The sequence below is a fragment of the Knoellia pratensis genome, from assembly GCF_042666395.1.
GTDB classification, from domain to species: domain Bacteria; phylum Actinomycetota; class Actinomycetes; order Actinomycetales; family Dermatophilaceae; genus Knoellia; species Knoellia pratensis.
The window spans coordinates 316,406-337,234 of sequence record NZ_JBHTDJ010000003.1 but is presented as its reverse complement, the minus strand read 5'-3'; the positions used below and the strand labels follow the sequence as shown (position 1 = coordinate 337,234).

At 69.1% G+C, this 20,829-nt stretch carries 23 protein-coding genes; 2 read left to right on the top strand and 21 right to left on the bottom strand.

Features of this window, described 5'->3' with window-relative positions:
- Positions 1-4: 4 nt before the first annotated feature.
- Genes ccsB through ACFQRE_RS11385 form a run of 7 tightly spaced genes read right to left on the bottom strand, consistent with a single transcriptional unit; the run spans position 5 to position 6,547 of the window.
- Complete coding sequence (ccsB, locus tag ACFQRE_RS11415) at positions 5-1,006, bottom strand: c-type cytochrome biogenesis protein CcsB (RefSeq protein ID WP_380122326.1); 1,002 nt, start codon at positions 1,004-1,006, stop codon at positions 5-7.
- Positions 1,003-2,589, bottom strand: a complete 1,587-nt coding sequence (gene resB / locus ACFQRE_RS11410; RefSeq protein ID WP_380122324.1) for a cytochrome c biogenesis protein ResB — start codon at positions 2,587-2,589, stop codon at positions 1,003-1,005. The genes ccsB and resB overlap by 4 nt, the downstream gene beginning before the upstream one ends.
- Complete coding sequence (locus tag ACFQRE_RS11405) at positions 2,589-3,338, bottom strand: cytochrome c biogenesis CcdA family protein (RefSeq protein ID WP_380122322.1); 750 nt, start codon at positions 3,336-3,338, stop codon at positions 2,589-2,591. Before ACFQRE_RS11405 ends, resB begins: the two co-directional genes overlap by 1 nt.
- A 14-nt stretch (positions 3,339-3,352) precedes the next feature.
- Positions 3,353-3,985, bottom strand: a complete 633-nt coding sequence (locus ACFQRE_RS11400) for a TlpA family protein disulfide reductase (protein WP_380122320.1) — start codon at positions 3,983-3,985, stop codon at positions 3,353-3,355.
- On the bottom strand, positions 3,982-4,650 hold the full coding sequence (locus ACFQRE_RS11395) for a histidine phosphatase family protein (RefSeq protein WP_380122317.1): 669 nt from the start codon (positions 4,648-4,650) through the stop codon (positions 3,982-3,984). The genes ACFQRE_RS11400 and ACFQRE_RS11395 overlap by 4 nt, the downstream gene beginning before the upstream one ends.
- A gap of 33 nt (positions 4,651-4,683) precedes the next feature.
- Entirely contained in the window at positions 4,684-6,036 is a 1,353-nt protein-coding gene (hemL, locus tag ACFQRE_RS11390) for a glutamate-1-semialdehyde 2,1-aminomutase (protein WP_380122315.1), read from the bottom strand.
- 16 nt (positions 6,037-6,052) lie between these two features.
- On the bottom strand, positions 6,053-6,547 hold the full coding sequence (locus ACFQRE_RS11385) for a MarR family winged helix-turn-helix transcriptional regulator (RefSeq protein ID WP_449274547.1): 495 nt from the start codon (positions 6,545-6,547) through the stop codon (positions 6,053-6,055).
- Positions 6,548-6,700: 153 nt separating this feature from the next.
- On the opposite strand from ACFQRE_RS11385, the gene ACFQRE_RS11380 reads away from it, so the two are divergent.
- The gene (locus tag ACFQRE_RS11380) at positions 6,701-7,240 is read left to right on the top strand and encodes a YceI family protein (RefSeq protein ID WP_380122311.1); all 540 of its coding nucleotides are present in this window, start codon (positions 6,701-6,703) and stop codon (positions 7,238-7,240) included.
- Between the two features lie 80 nt (positions 7,241-7,320).
- Here the strand turns inward: ACFQRE_RS11380 and hemB are convergent, their stop codons facing one another.
- The 11 genes from hemB to ACFQRE_RS11325 form a co-directional block, all read right to left on the bottom strand.
- Complete coding sequence (gene hemB / locus ACFQRE_RS11375) at positions 7,321-8,313, bottom strand: porphobilinogen synthase (protein WP_380122308.1); 993 nt, start codon at positions 8,311-8,313, stop codon at positions 7,321-7,323.
- Positions 8,310-9,935 carry a bifunctional uroporphyrinogen-III C-methyltransferase/uroporphyrinogen-III synthase gene (locus ACFQRE_RS11370; RefSeq protein WP_380122306.1) on the bottom strand — a complete coding sequence of 542 codons (1,626 nt, stop codon included), beginning with the start codon at positions 9,933-9,935 and terminating at the stop codon, positions 8,310-8,312. Before ACFQRE_RS11370 ends, hemB begins: the two co-directional genes overlap by 4 nt.
- A gap of 3 nt (positions 9,936-9,938) precedes the next feature.
- Positions 9,939-10,904, bottom strand: a complete 966-nt coding sequence (gene hemC, locus ACFQRE_RS11365) for a hydroxymethylbilane synthase (RefSeq protein WP_380122304.1) — start codon at positions 10,902-10,904, stop codon at positions 9,939-9,941.
- Positions 10,901-12,226, bottom strand: coding sequence for a glutamyl-tRNA reductase (locus tag ACFQRE_RS11360; RefSeq protein WP_380122302.1), 1,326 nt, complete (start codon positions 12,224-12,226; stop codon positions 10,901-10,903). Before ACFQRE_RS11360 ends, hemC begins: the two co-directional genes overlap by 4 nt.
- Positions 12,223-12,915 carry a redox-sensing transcriptional repressor Rex gene (locus ACFQRE_RS11355; protein ID WP_380122300.1) on the bottom strand — a complete coding sequence of 231 codons (693 nt, stop codon included), beginning with the start codon at positions 12,913-12,915 and terminating at the stop codon, positions 12,223-12,225. Before ACFQRE_RS11355 ends, ACFQRE_RS11360 begins: the two co-directional genes overlap by 4 nt.
- A 187-nt stretch (positions 12,916-13,102) precedes the next feature.
- Positions 13,103-13,348: a glutaredoxin family protein gene (locus ACFQRE_RS11350; protein ID WP_380122298.1), complete on the bottom strand. Its 246-nt coding sequence runs from the start codon at positions 13,346-13,348 to the stop codon at positions 13,103-13,105.
- A gap of 1 nt (position 13,349) precedes the next feature.
- On the bottom strand, positions 13,350-14,735 hold the full coding sequence (locus ACFQRE_RS11345) for a 1-acyl-sn-glycerol-3-phosphate acyltransferase (protein WP_380122296.1): 1,386 nt from the start codon (positions 14,733-14,735) through the stop codon (positions 13,350-13,352).
- Positions 14,735-15,751 (bottom strand): NAD-dependent epimerase/dehydratase family protein, encoded by a 1,017-nt coding sequence (locus ACFQRE_RS11340; protein ID WP_380122294.1) that lies wholly within the window; start codon positions 15,749-15,751, stop codon positions 14,735-14,737. Before ACFQRE_RS11340 ends, ACFQRE_RS11345 begins: the two co-directional genes overlap by 1 nt.
- 244 nt (positions 15,752-15,995) lie before the next feature.
- Complete coding sequence (locus ACFQRE_RS11335; protein ID WP_003792170.1) at positions 15,996-16,094, bottom strand: 30S ribosomal protein bS22; 99 nt, start codon at positions 16,092-16,094, stop codon at positions 15,996-15,998.
- 204 nt (positions 16,095-16,298) lie between these two features.
- The gene (locus ACFQRE_RS11330; RefSeq protein ID WP_040884494.1) at positions 16,299-16,496 is read right to left on the bottom strand and encodes a helix-turn-helix domain-containing protein; all 198 of its coding nucleotides are present in this window, start codon (positions 16,494-16,496) and stop codon (positions 16,299-16,301) included.
- 167 nt (positions 16,497-16,663) lie between these two features.
- Complete coding sequence (locus ACFQRE_RS11325) at positions 16,664-17,854, bottom strand: acetoin utilization protein AcuC (protein WP_380122292.1); 1,191 nt, start codon at positions 17,852-17,854, stop codon at positions 16,664-16,666.
- A gap of 137 nt (positions 17,855-17,991) precedes the next feature.
- Between ACFQRE_RS11325 and ACFQRE_RS11320 the strand changes: the two genes are divergently transcribed.
- On the top strand, positions 17,992-18,657 hold the full coding sequence (locus ACFQRE_RS11320; RefSeq protein WP_380122290.1) for a potassium channel family protein: 666 nt from the start codon (positions 17,992-17,994) through the stop codon (positions 18,655-18,657).
- A 271-nt stretch (positions 18,658-18,928) separates the two neighbouring features.
- Here the strand turns inward: ACFQRE_RS11320 and ACFQRE_RS11315 are convergent, their stop codons facing one another.
- From ACFQRE_RS11315 to proC, 3 genes are read right to left on the bottom strand one after another with little or no spacing between them, the layout of a single operon-like run.
- Positions 18,929-19,456, bottom strand: a complete 528-nt coding sequence (locus tag ACFQRE_RS11315; protein ID WP_380122287.1) for a GNAT family N-acetyltransferase — start codon at positions 19,454-19,456, stop codon at positions 18,929-18,931.
- Positions 19,453-19,998, bottom strand: a complete 546-nt coding sequence (locus ACFQRE_RS11310; RefSeq protein WP_380122285.1) for a GNAT family N-acetyltransferase — start codon at positions 19,996-19,998, stop codon at positions 19,453-19,455. The genes ACFQRE_RS11315 and ACFQRE_RS11310 overlap by 4 nt, the downstream gene beginning before the upstream one ends.
- The gene (gene proC / locus ACFQRE_RS11305; RefSeq protein ID WP_380122282.1) at positions 19,991-20,791 is read right to left on the bottom strand and encodes a pyrroline-5-carboxylate reductase; all 801 of its coding nucleotides are present in this window, start codon (positions 20,789-20,791) and stop codon (positions 19,991-19,993) included. The genes ACFQRE_RS11310 and proC overlap by 8 nt, the downstream gene beginning before the upstream one ends.
- Positions 20,792-20,829: the final 38 nt, after the last annotated feature.

Genomic DNA, 20,829 nt, shown 5'->3' with positions numbered 1-20,829 from the left:
CATGTCAGAGGCCCGAGTAGGAGTGCTGGCCGACGAAGTACACGTTGACGACGGCGTAGTTGATGATGATGCAGGCGAACCCGGCCACCGCGACCCACGAAGCGGACTGGCGGCGCCAGCCGGAGGTCACCCGAGCATGCAGGTATGCCGCGTAGACGACCCAGATGATGAACGTCCAGACCTCCTTGGGGTCCCAGTTCCAGTAGGAACCCCAGGCCTGCCGGGCCCAGATGGCGCCGGCGATGAGCGTGAAGGTCCACAGCGGGAACGCGATGATGTGCAGCGAGTAGGCGAAACGCTCGAGGGCGCGCGTGGCAGGAAGGGCGCGCAGCACCCGGAGCCCACGACGGCTGTCGCCGAAGCGGTCCTTGGCGAGATAGAGCAGGGCGACGACGAACCCGACGGCGAACAGTCCCACCGAGATGGTCGCGACGGTGACGTGGATGATCAGCCAGACGCTCTTGAGCGACGGCATGAGCTCGGCGGCCTCGGTGTACCAGACGGTGTTCGCGAGCCCGAGCAGGATGAGCACCGGGGCGACGACGAAGACGCCGAGCCAGCGCAGGTCGCGGCGCGTGCCGGCGATGACGAAGACGAGCATGGTGAAAAGGGAGGCGGCGACGCCGAACTCGAACATGTTGCCCAGGGGCCACCGCTCCACGGACCAACCGCGCAGTGCGGCCGAGGCGAAGAGCAGCACGGTCCCCAAGAGCGCCAGGGTCTGCGCGATGCCACCGGCCTTGCGGGCCCGCAGCGGGATCTCCGAGGTGGTGCTCGTCGACACGCCAGCCTCCGTAACCGACCCGGACGACAGGGAGCCGACACCCGCAGAGACGAGCTCGCGATCCGCGGCCGCCACCTCCGCGTCCACGGACGTGGCCGCAGCGTCACGGGCGGGAAGCCACCCAGCGAGGTACGCGGCATACCCGAGCATGGAAAGCGTGAGGACCGCCATCGCGGAGTACAGGCTGAGGTTGGCGTCGTTCGCCAGGGTCTCGTGGGTCACGTGCGTCGTTCCTTCAGTCGCGTGAGGACACCTTCGAGCTGCTCGCTCATGCCCTCGTCGTCGTCCTTGGCCAGGCCGCCGATGCTCACTACGGTACGGCCCTCCTCGGTGGCGGGTGCAACCCGCACGAAGAGCCGACGCCGACGGATCGTCAGCGACAGGATGAGCCCCAGCAGGGCCACGAGGGCGGACCCCAGGGTGAGCTCCTTCCCGGGGTCGTTGCGGATCGAGATGCCGGCAAAACGCTCGACACCGTCGAAGGTGATGGTGCCCTGAGCGCCGGGCAACGTGTAGGTCTGACCGGGGGTGAGCCAGATGCGCAGCAGGTCGGTGCCGGCCTTGTTCTTGAGCTGGGCCATCTCGGCCGTGTCGAGCGAGTAGACCGACTGCGGCCGCCCACCGGGGAAGAGCGTGCCCTCGAACGCCGACAGTGCGAGCGCCGGCTCGAGCGCGTCCGGGAACACCGAGCGCGGTCCCTGGTCGTCGAGGACGGCCGTGGGAAGGAAGAGTCCGGCAAACCCGAGCTGCTTGCCCGCGGGTCCGGCGCCCGCAACCTTGACCGCACCCACCGAGTTGTAGTTGTTGTCCTGCGCGAGGAAGGGCGTCGCGTCGGAGTAGGTGACGTTGCCCTGCGCATCCTTGACGGTGATGTGCGGCGCGTAGCCGTTGCCGAGCAGGAAGGCCGTGCCTCCGCCGGTCTCGAGGGGTCCGTTGACCCGGATGACCTTCTTCTCCACCTTGGCGCCGGGCTTCTTCGTGAAATCGACGTATGCCGTGAAGTCCCGCGGGGAGCCGAACTGGCCCTTGCCCTTGACGTCGGTCTCGAACACGGCGTCGAAGCGGGTGAGCTTCATCGTGAAGGGCTCGAAGTCGGAGGTGTCCACCAGTGGGCCCGGGCTCAGGGTGTCGAAGCGGGCCGCAGTGTTGGCAAAGGTCTGGCCCACCGGGAGGATCACATCGCCCTTCCATCCCATGAGGTGACCCCAGGCCATGCCGAGGATGACGCCGATGAGGGCGAGGTGGAAGAGCAGGTTGCCCGTCTCCTTGAGGTATCCCTTCTCGGCGGAGACGGTGGTGTCGTCGTGCGAGTGCAGGCGGAAGCGGCTCGACTTCAGCGCAGCCCGGACGTCGTCGAGCACGTCCCCGGGAGCCCCGTCGAAGGTCACCGTCTCGTGCGCGGCCAGTCGCTCCAGCCGCTTCGGGGCGCGCGGCGGCCGCGCGCGCATGGCTCGCCAGTGGATCCTGGAGCGCGGCAGGACACAGCCGACGAGCGAGACGAGCAGCAGCAGGTAGATCGCGGCGAACCAGGGCGCGGCATAGACCTCGAAGAAGCCGAACGTGTCGAGGATGGGGCCAGCAGTCTCGTGGCGGGCGATCCAGTCGGTGGTGCGGACGGCGTCGATGGAGCGCTGCGGGAAGATCGAGCCGGGCAGGGCGGCAACGGCGAGGAGCAGCAACAGGAACAGCGCCGTGCGCATCGACGTCAGCTGACGCCACGCGAACCGGAGCAGGCCCAGGGTGCCCAGCCTGGGCTGGGTGATGTCGTCGCGTCGGGGGTCGTTGGGCTGGGTCGACAGGCTCATCAGATCGCCACCTCGAAGCCGTTGATGAGTTCGTTCTGGACCCAGCGCATGAGGTCCTCCCAGACGCCCGTGACGAGAAGCACTCCGATGGCGATGAGGAAGCCGCCGCCGACGAGCTGGATCGCGCGATGGTGGCGGCGCACCCAGCCGGCAACGCGGCCGAACCGCTCGATGCCGGCTGCGGCCAGGATGAAGGGCAGACCCAAGCCGAGCGCGTATGCCGTCGCGAGCGTCACCGCTCGTCCTTGGCTCGGCTCGGTGACCGAAGCCGACATCGCGAGCACTGCACCCAGAGTGGGGCTGGTGCAGGGCGCCCAGCCGAGGGCGAAGACCGCACCGAGGATCGGGGCGCCGACCAGGCCAGCCCTGGGTCGCCACGTCGGACCGAACTGACGCTGAGAGCCCGCGCCAGCACCGACGCCGAGGAAGACGAGCCCCATGAGGATGACCAGGACTCCCCCGACACGCATGAGGACCTGTCGATGTTCGGTGAGGCCGCGCCCGAGCGAGGCGACGAACAGGAACATGAGGATGAACACGACGGTGAAGCCGAGGACGAACAGGGCCGCTCCGAGCACCATGCGACCGCGCGAGCGCTGCTCTAGCGCGGTGTCACTCAGCCCGGTCACGTAGCCGAGGAAGCCTGGCACGAGTGGCAGGACGCAGGGCGACGCAAACGACACGAGCCCGGCGAGCGCCGCCACGAGCATGGCGAGCGGCAGGGCTCCGGAAGCGATCGTGTCGGTCACTGGGGGCACGGAGTTCAGGACGCCGGGCCGGAGGCGAGGACGTCGTCGATGAGGCCTTGGAGCGTCGTGGCGGTGACGGGACCGTTGGCACGAGCCGCGACCCGACCTTCGCGGTCGAGGATGAGCGTGGACGGCGGGGAGGTGGGGGCCTGCTTGCCGAACGCGAGGATGAGCACGCCCGACTCGTCGGTGAGGCTCGGGTAGGTCATCTTCTGGGTCTTGACGAAGGCAGCGCCGCGCTGGCGGTCCTCGCGGAAGTCGATGCCCATGAACTGCACCGGCTTCTTGGCGGCCTGGACGTCGGTCCAGACCTTCTCGAGGTCAGGGATCTCGGTGATGCATGGCGGACACCACGATCCCCAGAGATTGACGACAACGATCTCCTTGCCGCGGGCCGACGTGCTCGACCAGTCTGCGTTGTCGAGGGTCTTGCCCTCGAGCGTGACCGGCTCGAGTCGCTTGTCGACGGGGATCTGCTCAATCGCACCGTTGCCGGCGATGTAGCCCTTCTGGTCACCCTGCTTGGCCTGCTCCGCGATGGAGTTCGGATCGGAGGTGCAGGCTCCCAGCGCAAGAAGAGCACCCACGGAGGCAACGACGACGACACTGCGGCGACATGCGGCATACCGGGTGGTTGGACGGCTCATGCACCGGCTCCCGAGTGGGCGAGGGGCAGCAGGGCCGCGGCGGGCTCGCTGTAGGCGAGCGACTCGAGTTCGTCGCCGCGATAGGTCAAGGAGGTGAGCGACGCGAGGGTGCATTCGCGCTTGCGCGGGTCGTGGACGAAGCGACGGCCCTCGATGGCCAGGCGCAGCATCCAGATCGGCGCCTGGTGCGACACGATGACGGCCTCGTGGCCGCGAGCGAGGTCACGCGCGGAGCCGACGGCGGCCTGCATCCGGGCCGCGAGGTCGACGTAGGGCTCGCCCCACGACGGACGCATCGGGTTGACCATGAGCTTCCACAGCTTGGGGTCGCGGAAGATGCCCCTGCCCCCGGCGACCGCGCGCCCCTCGAAGGCGTTCTCGGCCTCGAGCGCGCGCTCGTCGATCTCGATGTCGAGGTCGTGGCTCGCCGCGATGGGGCCCGCCGTCTCACGCGCCCGCTCGAGCGGACTCGAGATGATGTGGGTGATGTCGTGGTCGGCGAGGTGGTCGGCGACGCGGTCTGCCATCTGGCGACCGAGGTCGGAGAGGTGGAAGTTGGCGAGCCGGCCATAGAGGATGCGGTCGGGGTTGTGGACCTCGCCGTGCCGCACGAGGTGCACGACCGTGCGAACCTCCACATCGGAGGCGGGGTTTGACCTACTCATACACCGATTGTCGCAAACGAACCTGAGCGTTCGTCAGGCGCCGTGGGCGGCGGCTCGGGCGGCTGCGGGAAGGGCCTCGACGACCTGTCCGATCGCCTCGTCGTCGTGCGAACCGCTGACGAACCAGGCCTCGAACGCGCTCGGCGGCAGGTGCACTCCCGACTCCAGCATGGAGTGGAAGAAGCGTCCGTATGCCGCCGTGTCCTGGTCGCGTGCTTCGTCATAGTTCGTGACGCTTCCGTCCCGGAAGAAGACGGAGAACATCGAGCCGGCCCACTGGACGGTGTGGGCAACGCCCTCGGCGGCGAGGGCTGCGCTGGCGGCGTCGGCGATGGTGCGAGCAGTGGCCTCCAACGTGGGATAGAGCTCGTCGGTGCAGCCCTGGAGGGTCGCAAGTCCGGCGGCCGTGGCGACGGGGTTCCCGCTCAGGGTGCCAGCCTGGTAGACCGGCCCGAGGGGCGCGAGGTGGCTCATGATCTCGGTGCTGGCGCCGAAGGCGGCTGCGGGGAAACCGCCACCCATGACCTTGCCGAAGGTGAAGATGTCGGGTGCGCCGGCGGCATACGGGCCCTCGAGTCCGTACCAACCGGCCTTGGAGCAGCGGAAGCCGGTCATGACCTCGTCGGAGACGAGCAGGGCGCCGTGCTCGCGGGTGACGCGGCGCAGTGCCTCGGTGAAGCCGGGAGCCGGCGGGACGACGCCCATGTTGCCCGCGGCGGCCTCGGTGATGACGGCGGCGATCTCGGTGCCGCGGACTGCGAAGACGGCCTCGAGAGCGGGAATGTCGTTGTAGGGCACGACGATCGTGTCGGCCGTCATCTCGGCGGGGACCCCGGCCGAGTCGGGCAGCGCCAGAGTCGCCAGACCAGAGCCTGCCGCGGCCAGGAGCGCGTCGACGTGACCGTGGTAGCAGCCGGCGAACTTCACGATGACCGAGCGACCCGTCACTCCGCGGGCCAGGCGGATGGCGCTCATCGTCGCCTCGGTGCCGGACGAGACGAGGCGGACCTGCTCGAGCGGCTCGATGCGGGCGACGATCTCCTCGGCGAGGAGCAGCTCGTTCTCACTGGGCGTTCCGAACGAGAAGCCCTTGGCGGCAGCAGTGCGCACGGCCTCGAGCACGTCGGGGTGGGCGTGGCCGAGAATCATCGGCCCCCACGAGCAGAGCAGGTCGACGTAGCGCTTTCCGTCCACATCGGTGAGCCACGGGCCCTGTGCGGACGCGATGAAGCGGGGGGTGCCACCGACGGCGCGGAAGGCGCGCACCGGCGAGTTCACGCCGCCGGGGATGACCCGGGTGGCGCGCTCGAGCAGGGCCGCGGAGGCGGGTGCTTCGGACTCGGCGGGTGTGGCAGCGGCTGAGGCAGGGGTGGGGCTGGACGTCATGCGCCCATTGTCCGCCTCAGTGGATCTCGTCGTCCGCCCGGGCACCCGGGACGAGGTGGGCGCGCACCTGGGCGAAGACGTCGTGGAGCGCGCAGAGTTGCTCGCGGGTCAGCAGGTCGATGAAGTTGGCGCGAACGGATGCGACGTGGACGGGGGCGACGCCTTCGACCATGCGGCGACCTTCGGGCGTGAGGGCCAGTGCGACTCCGCGGCCGTCCTCGGGCGTCGGCTCACGACGGACCCAACCACGCTGCTCGAGGCGCTTGGCCGTGTGCGTGACACGGCTGCGGCTCTGGACGACGAGGTCGGCGAGAACCGACATGCGGGCGCGATCACCGTCCTGCTCGGACAGCATCGAGAGCAGTTCGTACTCGGGAAGGCTCAGGCCGAAGTCGGTGAGGTCCCGGTCGAGGGCCGCCTGGAGCTCTCGATGGGCTCGCAGATAGGCCCGCCAGGCTTGTTGTTCCTGTGGAGTCAGCCAGCGGGTCGCGGGGATCTCCGAGGCGGCCACATTCACAGGTTAGCGAACGGTGAGGGATCGGTTGGTGGAACTCCTCACCTGTCGTTCACCCACATTGCTCGCAGTTTGTTGAAATATCTATGAGATTGGCGCTGTTGGATCCGTCTGACAGGCACCCCGCCCCCTTCTCCAAGGAGTCTTCGCATGAGCGCCACCACCGAGTTGCAGATCCCCGCCGGCACCTGGGCCATCGACCCCACCCACACCGAGGTCGGCTTCGTCGCCCGCCACCTCATGGTCAGCAAGGTCCGCGGCTACTTCCGCGAGGTCTCCGGCACCGTCGAGATCGCCGAGGACATCACGAAGTCCGTTGTCGACGTGACCGCGCAGATTGCCTCGGTCGAGACCGGCACCGCCGACCGCGACGCCCACCTCAAGAGCGCCGACTTCTTCGACGCCGAGCAGTTCCCCACCATGCACTTCGTCTCGACGTCCTTTGACGGCGCGACCCTCACCGGCGACCTCACCATCAAGGACGTCACCAAGTCCGTCAGCTTCGACGTCGACTTCGGTGGCGTGGGCCAGGACCCGTGGGGCAACACCAAGGCCGGCTTCGAGGCCACGACGACCGTCAACCGCAAGGACTGGGGCCTCACCTGGAACGCCGCGGTCGAGGGTGGCGGCGTGCTCGTCTCCGACAAGATCACGATCAACATCGACGTGCAGCTCGCCCAGCAGGCCTGAAAGCCTGTTGCGCAGCTGAGCCGGCGCCCGCGCCGCTGACCATCCCTCCGGTCAGCGCGCGGGCGCTGCCCAGCGTCCGGTCAGAGTTGGCCCGCGACGTCGAGGGCACTGTAGGTCAGGATGATCTGCGCGCCCGCGCGTCGGATGTGCAGCAACGACTCGAGCACCGCCCGGTCGCCGTCGATCCAGCCGCGCTCGGCAGCCGCCTTGATCTGGGAGTACTCCCCCGAGATCTGGTAGGCCGCCACCGGCACCGGTGACATCTCCGCGGCCAGCGCGATGATGTCGAGGTGGGTCTGCGCCGGCTTGACCATGATGATGTCGGCGCCCTCGGCGAGGTCGAGCTCGATCTCGCGCAGCGCCTCGGTCGTGTTGGCCGGGTCCTGCTGATAGGTCGCACGGTCCCCGACCAACGAGGACTGGACCGCCTCCCGGAACGGGCCGTACAGCGCGGAGGTGTACTTCGCGGCATACGCCAGAAGGATTGTGTCGGTGAAGGAGGCCGAGTCGAGCGCCTCGCGCACGAATGCCACCTGGCCGTCCATCATCCCGCTCAGGCCGAGGACGTGAGCCCCGGTGCGGGCCTGGGCCAGTGCCATCGAGGCATAGCGGTCGAGGGTGGCGTCGTTGTCGACGCGCCCCTGCGCATCGAGCACCCCGCAGTGACCGTGGTCGGTGAACTCGTCGAGGCAGAGGTCGGCCATGACGACGAGCGAGTCACCGACGGCGTCGACGACCGCGCGTAGCGCGACGTTGAGGATGCCGTCGTCGGCGTCCGCACCCGAGCCGATGGCGTCCTTGGACGCAGGCACTCCGAAGAGCATGATCCCGCCGAGTCCGGCCTCGACGCAGCGATGCGCCTCGGCGACGAGCGAGTCGAGCGTGTGCTGGACGACGCCCGGCATCGCCTCGATCGGCTGCGGCTCATCGATGCCCTCGCGGACGAAAACGGGCAGGACGAGCTCGGCCGGGTGCAGGCGCGTCTGGGCGACGAGTCGGCGCACCGCCGGGGACTGACGGAGCCGACGGGGACGCAGCGGGTTGCTCACGGCTCGCCGATCCGGCTCAGTCACTTGGCGCGACGACGCGCGGTGGGTCGCTTCTGGCTCGGGCGGACCGCCTGCTCTCCGGCCTCCTCGGCCGCCAGCGCGAGCGAGCGACCGTGGTCGGCAAGGGCGTCGACGAGCTCGTCGGCGGACGGCTCCGGCGCGAGGACGTCGACCCGAAGGCCACACTCCTCAGCCGTCTTGGCCGTCGCCGGACCGATGCACGCGATGACCGTCGACGGGTGCGGCTTGCCCGCGATGCCGACGAGGTTGCGCACCGTCGAGCTCGACGTGAAGACGACAGCGTCGAAGTTGCCGCTCTTGATGGCGTCACGGATGTGGGCGGCCGGCGGAGCCGCGCGAACGGTCCGGTAGGCCGTGACGTCGTCCACCTCCCAGCCCATGTCCTGGAGCCCGGCCACGAGCGTCTCGGTGGCGATGTCGGCGCGCGGCAGGAAGACCCGGTTGATCGGGTCGAGCAGCTCGTCGAAGGGCGGCCATTCGTCGAGGAGTCCCTGGGCGGACTGCTCACCCTCGGGCACGAGGTCGGGGTTGATGCCCCACTCGCGCAGGGCGTCGGCCGTCACGCCACCGACGGCGGCGACCTTGAGGCCGGCGAACGAGCGGGCGTCGAGACCGAACTCCTCGAACTTCTCGCGGATCGCGCGCACCGCGTTGACCGAGGTGAAACCGACCCACTCGTAGCGACCGGTGACGAGGCCCTTGACGGCCCGCTCGATCTGCTGGGGGGTGCGCGGGGGCTCGACCGAGATCGTCGGAACCGTTGTGGCCTGGGCGCCGTAGCGCTCGAGGCGGCGGACCATGGAACCGGACTGGTCCTTGGTACGCGGGACGAGGACGTTCCACCCGAAGAGCGGCTTGGTCTCGAACCACGAGAGGTTCTCGCGCAGTGACACGTTGTCGCCGACGACGGCCAGCGCGGGGAACTGCATCGACTTGGCGGCCGTGGCGACCTCGGCGAGCGTCGTCGTGATGGTCACCTGCTGCACGGTGGTCCCGCGCTCGGTGATGGCGACAGGCGTGTGGTCGGCGCGACCGGCTGCCCGCAGGGCCTCGAGCGTGCCGACGAGGGTGTCGGGCTGCCCGAGGACGACGACGGTGACGGCGGGGTCGATCGCGACAGCGATGTCCTTGAGCTTCTCACCGGCGCTGATGACGTGGATACCGCGCGAACTGCTCGTCGTGAGCGGGATGCCGGCGTAGGTCGGCACTGCGCTCACCGAGCTGACGCCCGGGACGACCTCGAAGGGCACGCCAGCCTTGACGCAGGCTGCAGCCTCCTCGGCCAGACCGTTGAAGGTCGCCGGGTCGCCATCCATGAGGCGCACGACGAGCCCACGCGGGTGGGCCTTGGCGGCCCTCACGACGAGCTTGGCGCGGGAGGCGTGGGTCAGCGGCTGACCGTGCTCGCCGTGACCGGCGTCGACGATCTCGACCTCGGGTCGGGCATGACGGGCAACGACATCCTCACGGGCGACCTGGTCGATGACGACGGCGTCGGCCTCAGCGAGGTACTCGAGTGCGCGCATCGTCATCAGTCCGGCGTCCCCGGGGCCGGCGCCGACGAAGGCAACCCTCGCGGGGGTGCGGTTGGTCGTGGTGGGTCGGATCGAGCGGGTGGTGCTCACTGGTCACGCTCCGGGGCGTTCGGTGTGGACGGTACTGGCGGTGGTGGTGCCGGTCTTGATGAGGGCGAGGTCGGCAGCGCCGTCCTCGAGGAGAAGGCGGGCGAGCTTGCGACCCACGGCGTCTGCGTCGGCGGGGCTGCCCGTGGCAGAACGACGAATGTCGCCCGAGCCATCAGGGCTCGAGACGACGGCGCGCAGCGACAGCTCGTCACCGTCATCCCCCAGGACGATCTCGGCGAGAGCCCCAACGGGTGCGGAGCAGCCGGCCTCGAGCTCGGAGAGCACGGCCCGCTCGGCGTCGACGCAGGCGCGGGTGTCGGCATCGTCGAGGGCGGCAACGGCATCGCGGGTGGCGGCATCGTCGGCACGGGCCTCGACGGCGAGGGCACCCTGGCCAGGCGCGGGAAGCATCTGGATGGGGTCGATGACCTCGGTGACGACCGACGTGCGACCGAGCCGCGCGAGTCCGGCCTGGGCGAGGACGACGGCATCGAGGTCACCGTTGGTGACGCGCCCGAGGCGGGTGTCGACGTTGCCGCGCAGCTCGCGGATGTCGAGCCCGAGCCCGAGGGCCTCGAGCTGGGCGCGCCGTCGCGGTGAACCGGTGCCGACGGTCGATCCGGCCGGGAGCTCGCCGAGGGTGAGTCCGTCGCGGGCCACCAGGGCGTCGCGGGGGTCCTCGCGCGAAGGAATGGCGGCCACGACGAGGTCGTCCTCGGGTGTCGTGGGCAGGTCCTTGAGGGAGTGCACGGCGAGGTCGACGGTTCCGGCGCGCAGGGCGTCGCGCAGGGCGGACACGAAGACGCCGGTGCCACCCATCGTCGCGAGCGGGGTCGTGCGGTCGCGGTCGCCATGGGTGGTGATCTCGACGAGTTCGACGTCGTGGCCGAGGGCGCGCAACTGGTCCGCGACCCATCCGGACTGCGTCGTGGCGAGGGCGGAGCGGCGGGTGCCCAGGCGAAGAGTCATCGTCCGACCCCCTCGTCTTCGATCACGGGCAGGATCGGCGGGGTGGACACGACCGACACCTCGCGCGGGTCGAGGTCGAACAGCTCGCTCAGGGCCTTGGCATAGCTGCCGCCCTGACCGCTCTGGGCCATCTCCTTGACGCGCACGGTCGGCGCGTGCAGGAGCTTCTCGACGATGCGGTGGACGGCACGCTGCACCTCGGCGCGGTCGCCGTCGTCCAGGTCCGGGGTGCGCCGCTCGAGCCGCGCCATCTCGCGATCCACGACTTCCTGCGCCCGTGAGCGCAGAGCAGCAACGGTGGGCGCCACGGCTTCCGCAGAACGCTCCGTCAGGTATGCCGCGACCTCACCCGTGACGATGTCGCGCGCCTCGCGCACCTGCGGGACGTCGCCGGCGTGGCTGAGCATCTCGCCGAGCTCGGCAAGACCGATCCGCGTGGCACCGTCGAGGTCGGCGACTGCGACATCGACGTCGTGCGGCAGGGCCAGGTCGATGAACACCTGAGGGCGACCACCACGGGCCACCGCAGCAGCAGCGACGTCGGCCGCAGTGAGCACGACGCCGGTCGCGCCGGTGCTCGAGATGATGATGTCGGCGTCGGTCAGGGCTGCGAAGCGGGCGTCCCACGCGAGGGCGGCGCCGCTGACTCGTTCGGCCAGGCGCTCCGCGCGGGCCAGGCTGCGGTTGGCGATCGTCACCGATGCCGCACCGGCCTGGCTGACGGTGGACGCCGCGAGCGCGCCCATGCCACCAGCGCCGAGCACCAGCACGCGGGAGCCCTCGATGGGACCCACGAGCGCATGGGCCGCGAGGAGTCCAGCGCCCACGAGCGAACGGCTCACGTCATCGATCGCGGTCTCGGTGTGAACGCGCTTGCCGACCCGAAGTGCCTGCTGCAGGAGAGTATTGAGCGCCGGGCCAACGTGACCGCGACGCTGCGCGCGGGTCAGCGCGTCACGGAGCTGGCCCAGGATCTGAGCCTCACCGACGGCCATCGAGTCGAGTCCGGCGGCAACGGAGAACGCGTGGGCGATGCCACGGTCCTCGTAGTGCACGTAGAGGTGCGGCTGGAGGTCAGCCAGCGCCATACCCGTCGCGGCAGCGAGCGCCTCGGACACATCGGTGAGCGCACCATGGAAGGTGAGCCCCTCGGCATACACCTCCGTGCGGTTGCACGTCGAGACGACGACGGCTTCGACCGCGTGCTCGGAGGAGACGATCGCGGCTTCGAGGCGCCCGCGGGCGGCCTGGTCGAGGACGGCTGACTCAAGAAGCTCCATGGGTGCGCCGTGGTGCGAGAGGCCGAGGACGAGAAGGCTCACAGGGCGACCTCCGTGACATCCGACTGCCCCGCGAGATCGAGCTCGCCGGTGCGACGCTGCTCGTGGAACGCGAGGATCTGCAGCTCGGTCGACATGTCGACCTTGCGGACCATGACGTCATCCGGCACGTCGAGAACGCACGGTGCGAAGTTGAGGATTGAGCGGACACCGGCCGCGACGAGACGGTCAGCAACGTCCTGCGCCGAGTCCGCAGGCGTGGCGATGACACCGATGGCAAGCCGGTCGTCGCTCACCAGCGCGCCGAGATCGCCCATCGGACGGATCCGGCGGTCACCGACCTTCGCGCCGACCAGGGCATCGTCACGATCCAGGACCGCGATGACGTTGAAGCCGCGCGTGGCAAAGCCGCTGTAGGCCGCGAGCGCCCGACCGAGGTTGCCCATCCCGACGATGGCCACGGGCCAGTCCTGGGTGAGGCCGAGGGCCGTCGAGATCTCGTAGGCCAGTCGGTCGACCTCGTAGCCAACACCACGCACTCCGTAGGAGCCGAGGTGGGAGAGGTCCTTGCGCAGCTTGGCCGAGCTGACACCTGCCGCAGCGGCGAGCTCCTCGGAGCTCACGGAGCTGATCCCGCGCTCCGCGAGCGAAGTGAGGGCCTGCAGGTATCCCGGGAGTCGAGCCACTGACGCGTCGGGGATACCCCGGCGAGCTGCGACGTCGGCGGACACGTGGCCTTCGACTCCTGTCTGGAAGGTGTGGTGATGCCCTGTCAGGGTACGCACTTGTGAAGCGATGCACAAAGTCGCGAACCTACCCCGAGACGCGGGCCTCACCACACTCTGGTACAAGCCTTCTGCGTAACCGCTTGCACCCCTGATGGGTATGCCGCCCGCTCTGGTGGGTGCCTCGGGTCGCCTAGCGCAGGGGCTGGCTGAGTGCGGCGCGCAGGCGGGCTTCGTTGACGCGCCAGAAGTCGAGCTGACGTCCGTCGACGAGGGTCACGGGGATCTCCTCGGCGTAGCGCTCCAGGAGGTCGGGGCGCTCCAGGATGTCGAGCTCCTCAAACGACTCCCCCAGGTCCTGCGTGACTCTCGCGATGATCGCTCGCGCGTCGTCGCAGAGGTGGCAGCCCGGCTTGCTGATCAGGGTGACGCGCGGCATGTCAGAAGAAGACGGAGCGGCGTTGCATGAGCAGGGAGTAGAGGGTCTGCTGGATCGTCTCGCGCACCTGGTCGGTGAGGTCGAAGACGAGCATCGGGTCGTCGGCCGCCGCGCTGCCGTGGCTGGCGGTCTCGATGGGCGCGCCGAACTCGATGATCCACTTGCTGGGCAGCGGGATGAGGCCGAGCGGGCCCAGGAGGGGGAAGGTCGGCGTGATCGGCGCGTAGGGAAGGCCCAGGAGGCGCGCGACCGTCTTCATGTTGCCGATGATCGGCGCGATCTCCTCGGCCCCGACCACGGAGGTCGGGATGATCGGGACGCCGGCCTTGAGCGCGGCCGAGACGAATCCACCGCGACCGAAGCGCTGCAGCTTGTAGCGCTCCTTGAACGGCTTGCCCACGCCCTTGAACCCCTCTGGGAAGACGCCGACGAGCTCGCCCTTGGAGAAGAGGCGGTCGACGTCGTCGCCGGTCGCGAGGGTCGACCCACCGCGGCGCGCGAACGCCCCGAGGATCGGGGTCTGGAAGACGAGGTCGGCACCCAGTGCCCGCATGACACGGTGCTGCGGATGCTCGTCGTGCACGGCCTGCGCGACCATGAGGGAGTCGATGGCGATGGTGCCCGAGTGGTTGCTCACGATGAGCGCGCCACCCTCGGCGGGGATGTTCTCGAGCCCGCGAACCTCGACCCGGAACCAGTTCCTGTAGATGGGGCGCAGCATCGGGAAGATGACGTTCTCGGCGAAGTGCTCGTCGTAGCCGAACTCGTCGACCGAGAAGTCGCCCTCGATCCGCCGGCGCAGGAAGGCCAGGGTCGCGGCGATCCGACGCTCGATCTCGTCGGGAGACAGGCCCGCGCCCTGGGCCGCGATGCGCATGGCGGAGATGGAGGCGCTCAACAGTTCGTCGATCCCCGGGACGGGCAACGCCATGTCGGTCTGCGTCGCTGTCGGATCGGGTGAGAGGCGCTTGGGCTCGGGCGAGGACGCGACCCGCAGGTGACGGCGCCTGGCTTCGTCAGCTGCACGCTTCGCGCGCGGACTCTGAGGGAGTAGGCCGCCCTGCTTGGTTGCCTTGGACGAGGGCTTGGTGCTGGCCGTGGGCCGCGGACGGTGGGCCGTGCGAGCGGCGACGGGTTGCTCGATCGGCGGCTTCGCCGCCTCGGGCTTGACCGTCTGTGCCTTCGAAGGCCGTGCCTTCGAAGGCCGTGCCTTCGAGGGCTGGGCAGTCGTCGAACTGGCGGCCTGGGTGGAAAGCAGGGGGGTGGAGCGGCGGCGCGCGCGTTCGCCAGAGGCCCGGGCCGCACCTGCGGCGACGGACGACACCTTCTTCTTCGGCGCCTTGGCTGCGGGCGTCGTCGTCGAGCTCGTCGTCTTCTTCGTCGCCATCAGCGCTTCCCTCGACCCAGAACCTGTTGTGTCGCAACGAAGATCCCGCCGACGGCACCGGTGACGGCGTCGAACGAGGGATAGACCGGACTCACGGTGCGGGCGAAGTCCTCGAACGCAGCCCGCGTCGAGAACGACGGGTTGAAACCGAACGCCTCACGCATCGCCGTGGTGTCCACGCCCCGGCCGAAGGCGAGGAAGGACATCTGGTCAGGACTGAAGTCGACGAGGCCGAACCGCTTGCCGAGTCCCCCGATGGTGCCGGCAGCTGCCAACGGGACCATGACGATCGGACGCCGGGTGATGGCGGCGGCCTGCATGACGGTGAGGACGCCGTCGCCCGCGAGATTGATGACACCGGTGGCCGAGCCGGTGACCCCGCGGGCCAGGGCAGCGATCGCGTCATCCTCGTGGATGAACTGCAGTCGGGCGTCATATCCGAACGGCACCGGAATGACTGGCAGGTGGAAGTAGTCGGTGATCGAGGTACGGATCCGCGGACCGATGATGTTGGCGAAGCGCAACGTGAGGATCTCGGCGTCGGGTCGGCGGCGGGCGAAGCCGCGCACGTAACCCTCGACCTCGATGGAGTCCTTGCCGAACCCCGAGGACGGCAGCCGGCGGGCGCTCATCTCCTCGGTGAACATCGCCGGGTCGCGCGGGGTCGAGCCGTAGACCGCAGCGGTGGACTTCACGACGAGGCGCTTGACCGAACCCGCCTTCTGGCACGCAGCGAGCAGCTGCATGGTGCCGATGACGTTGATCTCCTTCTGCGGAGTGCGTCCTCCGGCGAAGGTCGGCGTCGCGATGACGTTCGCATGCACCACGGTGTCGACGTCACCCTGGGCGATGACCTTGCCGATCATCGGGTTGCGGATGTCGGCCCGGATGAACTCGGCGCCCCCGAGGTCTCGCGGTGGTGGGATGACATCGACACCGATGACCTTGTCGACACCGGGGTCGGCCGCGAGCCGCCGAGCGAGGACACCACCGACATGGCGGGACACCCCCGTCACGAGAACTACTTGGCCCACGGGCACTGCCTCTCTTGTCGACCACGGTCTTTCGTGCCTGACCCTACTTCCCGTCGCACTGTGACGGAGGGGTTGGAGAGGCCTGTCACCCAGCAGACCACGGGCTGGACGGGCAGCGCGAGGTGAGCGCGGGTCCCACGCTCCGCGTGGGCCGGCATACCCCGTCGTGAATGCAGAACGGCCCCCGCCGCAGGGGCGAGGGCCGATCACACGCGTCAGGAACGCGTCACTTCTTGTTGCGGCGCTGGTGGCGCGTCTTGCGAAGCAACTTGCGGTGCTTCTTCTTGGCCATGCGCTTGCGACGCTTCTTGATCACTGAACCCATGAGCAGTCCTTGCTGATTGAGAGAAATTCGAACGACGGTGGACCAGCAGCTGCTGATCGGCCTGCGCGGCCGACCGGCGCGCGTGTGTCGAGGGGCAACACTACCGGCGCGCGGGCTGAGCGCCCAAACGGGCCCCGAAACCGGCCGGAGAACGGCGAAGGCCGGGCCTCATCGGCCCGGCCTCCAGCGTTGGTTGCTGCTCGCTCACGCGGTGCCCATGTAGGACTCCCGGAGGTACTTCTGCACCTCGTCCTCGGGAACCCTGAAGGACCGACCGACACGCACGGCCGGAAGCTCGCCTCCGTGCACCATGCGATAGACGGTCATCTTCGACACGCGCATGATCGAGGCCACCTCGGCAACGGTGAGAAACCGCACCTCGGCAAAGCGTTCCTGAGACATCGCCACCTCGATCTTCTGCATGCTCGCATCGCCGACTTCCCCGTCGGCGGTCATCTACGGGCGTACAAGAAGCAACCATAGGGGCTGGTGTGACCATTGGGGAAGTCGTTGGAGTGGAATCTTTCCCAAGTCCAGCCGACACGCGGCTCAGTGGGGAGAAATTTGAGTCAGTCGAACCATGGGTCCAGGCCATGGAGCGGGAACACCGCTTGACGCGTCGCGAAGATCGCGGCGTCACCGGGGCGGTCCGGGTTGTGCCCCATCTCCCACGGTCGGACCCAGATAGGCAGATCCTTCTCGGCGAGGTCACCCATGGTTTGCGGCCCCTCACGACCGAACGCGTCACGGACGTGGTCGAGCCAGTCCGCAGGAACTGCCGTGGAGGTCGACACCGGCACATGGGCGGCGATCGCGGTGAGGTGCGCCCAGGACCGGGGCACCACGTCGACGAGCTCGTAGCCCCCGCCGCCGAGCGCCACCCATTTGCCGCCCGCGTGGTCGTGGGCGAGGCGGTGGAGGCACTCGTGCGCGCGGCGCTGGGCATCCACCGAGACGCTGAAGTGGGCGAGGGGGTCCTGGCGGTGGCTGTCGCAACCGTGCTGGGAGACGAGGACGTCGGGCTTGAAGGCGGCCACGACCTGCGGCACGACCGACTCGATGGCACGCAGCCAGTCGGAGTCGCCGGTGCCGGGCGGGAGGGCCACGTTGACAGCGGTGCCCCTGGCGTCCGGGCCGCCGATGTCGCCCGGCCAGCCCGTGCCGGGGAAGAGCGCGCGACCCGACTCGTGGACCGAGACCGTGAGAACGCGCGGGTCGTTCCAGAAGATGCGCTCCACACCGTCGCCGTGGTGGACGTCGATGTCGACGTAGGCCACCCGCTCCGCGCCGTTGTCGAGGAGTCGCTGGATGCCGACCGCGATGTCGTTGTAGATGCAGAAGCCGGCAGCGTTCGTCGCCATCGCGTGGTGGAGGCCGCCGCAGTAGTTCACCCCGTGGTCGGCCTCGCCGCTCCACACCGCGTCACAGACGTCGACCGTGCCCTGGACGATGCGGGCGCTCGCCTCGTGCATCCCCGCGAAGGCCGGGTCGTCCTCGGTGCCGAGCCCACGGCGCAGGTCGGCTCCGTCGGGATCGAGGGAGGCGGCACGGACCGCAGCGATGTAGTCGCGGTCGTGGACCGTCGCGAGGAGGTCGTCGGTGGCCACGTCGGGACTGATGACCTCGAGCTGGTCGAGGACGCCCAGAGAGTCGAGCAGCCTGGTCGTGAGCGCGAGCCGCGCGGGCCCCATCGGGTGCGTCGGCCCGAAGTTGTAAGCCGTGAACCCGTCGTCCCAGACGAGGCGCGTGCGATGAGCCATGTCGGGCACGCTACCCGGCGCACCCCCGATGAGCGTTAGCCTCGACCCGAACGCCCACCTGACGACGCGACATCGCCGTCAGTCATCGGGCCAGTCATCGGGTCAGTCATCGGGTCAGTCGTCAGCAGGAGGAAGCCTTGGGCGCCAAGAACAGCGATCTCGATGTGCTCGTGGTCGGTCTGGGTCGGTTCGGCGGTGCCGCCGCTCTCGAGCTGCGTCGCCTCGGGCACCGGGTCGTCGCCATCGAGAAGGACGGGTTCCTCGCCGAGAAGTTCCTCGGACGGCTGAGCTCGATCATCCACGGCGACGCCAGCGACTCCGAGGTCATCCGCGATGCCAAGGCCTCCCGCTACAAGATCGCCATCGTCGGTGTGGGGTCCTCGATCGAGGCGTCGGTCCTCGCGTCGGCCAACCTCGTCGACCAAGGCATCCCTGACATCTGGGCCAAGGCCATGTCGCCCGAACACGCACGCATTCTCGACCGCATCGGCGTGCAGCACATCGTGCGCCCCGAGGCCGACACGGGCCGTCGGGTCGCGCACCTCGTCGGCGGCAAGCTCCAGGACTACATCGAGTTCGACGACGGGTTCGCCATCGTCAAGATGCGCCCGCCGACCGAGGCCGTCGGCTTCACGTTGGAGCAGAGCAAGCTGCGCAGCAAGTACGGCGTGACGATCGTGGGCGTCAAGGCTCCCGGAGAAGACTTCACGTATGCCGTCCCCACGACGAAGGTCTCGGCTCACGACACGCTCATCGTCAGTGGTCCGACCGAGCTCCTCGAGCGACTCGCTGCCCGCCCCTGAACACGCGTTCATGCAGGGCAGCATGACGACTCGTCGAAGCCTCATCGGGTCAGCCCTGACCCTCCCGCTCCTGGCTGCGTGTGGTGTCACTCGCGCCGACGGCACCACCGGCGCTCAACGTGACCACAGGCTCACCCATGGCTGCGCCGCGGATCAGCCCTTGCGCCGCTGACGCCATCGGCGCAGAAATCGAGCCGTGAAAGGCGAAGACCAGCCGGGTATGCCGTTCGCGACGAATCGCAAGGCGCCAGAACGGCGCTCGCGACCAAGATCAGAAGTCGCTGGGCACTGACCCGCGGTCGCCGCCGAGCGCGAGCACCATGGCGACCTCGTCCTCGTCGTCCTCGCTCTTGACCCGCATGGGGCGACGGTCGGCGGTGGGCCGGAACCCGAAGCCGCTGGCGAACGCGACGGCACGGCCGTTGTCGCTGCCGACCCAGTAGGCGAGCTGCGTCTGGCCCTGTTCGCGGGCAAGCTTGGCGGCAGCACGCACGAGGGCGGAGGCGACCCCGCTGCCTCTGGCTTCGGGGCTGACCCAGAGGCCGAACAGCTCGGAGGTCTTGGGGTTGTCGTTGCTGGAGCGGCCCACGCTGACGATGCCGAGTGGGCTCTCTTCACGTTCGGCGAGGAGTCGGGCGGAGCGCTTCATCCGCAAGCGCCACAGGTCCTCGTCGAAGGCTTCCTCCTCGTCCACAGCGGCCACGAAGGCTTCGGGTGACTCCCGCAGAGCGGTCAGCCGCGTGTCGCGGTACTGCTGCCAGTCCTCTTCGCCCAGCGGGCGCACGGTGATGTCGCTCATGCCTCAACTGTCTCTGACGACACTGACGGGCGGCAACCCGGGTCCACCCTGACGGCATACCCAATCTCTTTGATCCCGCCGTAGAGCGGGTTGTCCCAGCTGGTGCCGGTGGGGGTGAAGCCGTGGCGTTCGTAGAGGCGTTGGGCGGGGAGGTTCTCCTGCGCGACTTCGAGGTGAACCCGTGCGTACCCGTCCTGACCTGCGGCGTCGAGGGCGGTGGAGACCAGAAGGTCCCCGACGCCGCGACCGCGCACGGACGCCGAGACCCACATCCCGATGAGGTAGATCTCGTCGTCGGGCTGGTCGAGGCCGTGCCAGATCGAGACGGTGCCGACAGGGCGGTCGTCGACCATCGCAAGGAAAACGCTCATGGAGGTGAGGCGCGCGAGCCAGGACTCGTCCGAGTAGGCCGCGCTCACGGCATACGTGTTCGCGAAGGCTCGGGGGGTGTCCAGGAGCGCGGCGAGTCGCACGTCGCGATAGGTGCGCCAGTTGTCCTCGGTGACGGGGACGACGCTGGCGGAACCCCTGGCGTCAGCCACCGGACAGCTCCCGGGAGCGCACCGCTGCTGCCTCCATCGCCGTGACGAAGGCCGCTCGGACCTTGTGGTCGTCGAGGACGCGCAGCGCTGCAGCGGTCGTGCCGCCGGGCGAGGTGACCTGCTCGCGGAGCACGGTCGGGTGCTGACCGGTCTCGCGCAGCATGGTGGCCGCACCGTAGAGCGTCTGGGTGACGAGTTCGGTGGCGGTGGCACGCGGCATACCGAGGACGACTCCCGCCTCGATCATCGCTTCCACGACATAGAAGATGTATGCCGGTCCGCTGCCGGAGATGGCGGTCACGGCGTCGAGTTGCTTCTCGGGGACCTCGGTCACCTTGCCGGTCGCGGCGAGGAGCTCGATGGCGTGCGCGAGCTGTTCGGGAAGGCAGTGCTTGCCGCCGCTCACCGCAGCCATCCCCTCGTCGACAAGGGCCGGGGTGTTGGGCATGACGCGAACGACAGAACGACCTTCGGCGAGGCGACGCTCGATGAACTCGGTCGTGATGCCGGCGGCGAGGCTGACGACGAGGTTCCCGTCGGCGACGTGGGGGCTGATCTCGTCGAGCAGTGCGGCCATGTCCTGCGGCTTGACGACGAGCACGAGAGTGTCCGCCCCGGCGGCCGCCTCGACGTTGCTGACGGCGCGCACGCCGTACTTCTCCGTCAGCTCCGCGGCCCGCTCGGCGCGCCGCTCGGTGATGACGAGCTCGTCAGCCGGTCGGCCGGAGCGCAGCAGACCCGAGAGCAGGGTTTCGCCCATGACACCAGCACCGAAGATCGCAACCGTTCCCATGTCGCGAGACTAAGCCCTCGTCACCTCCCGCTTCACGC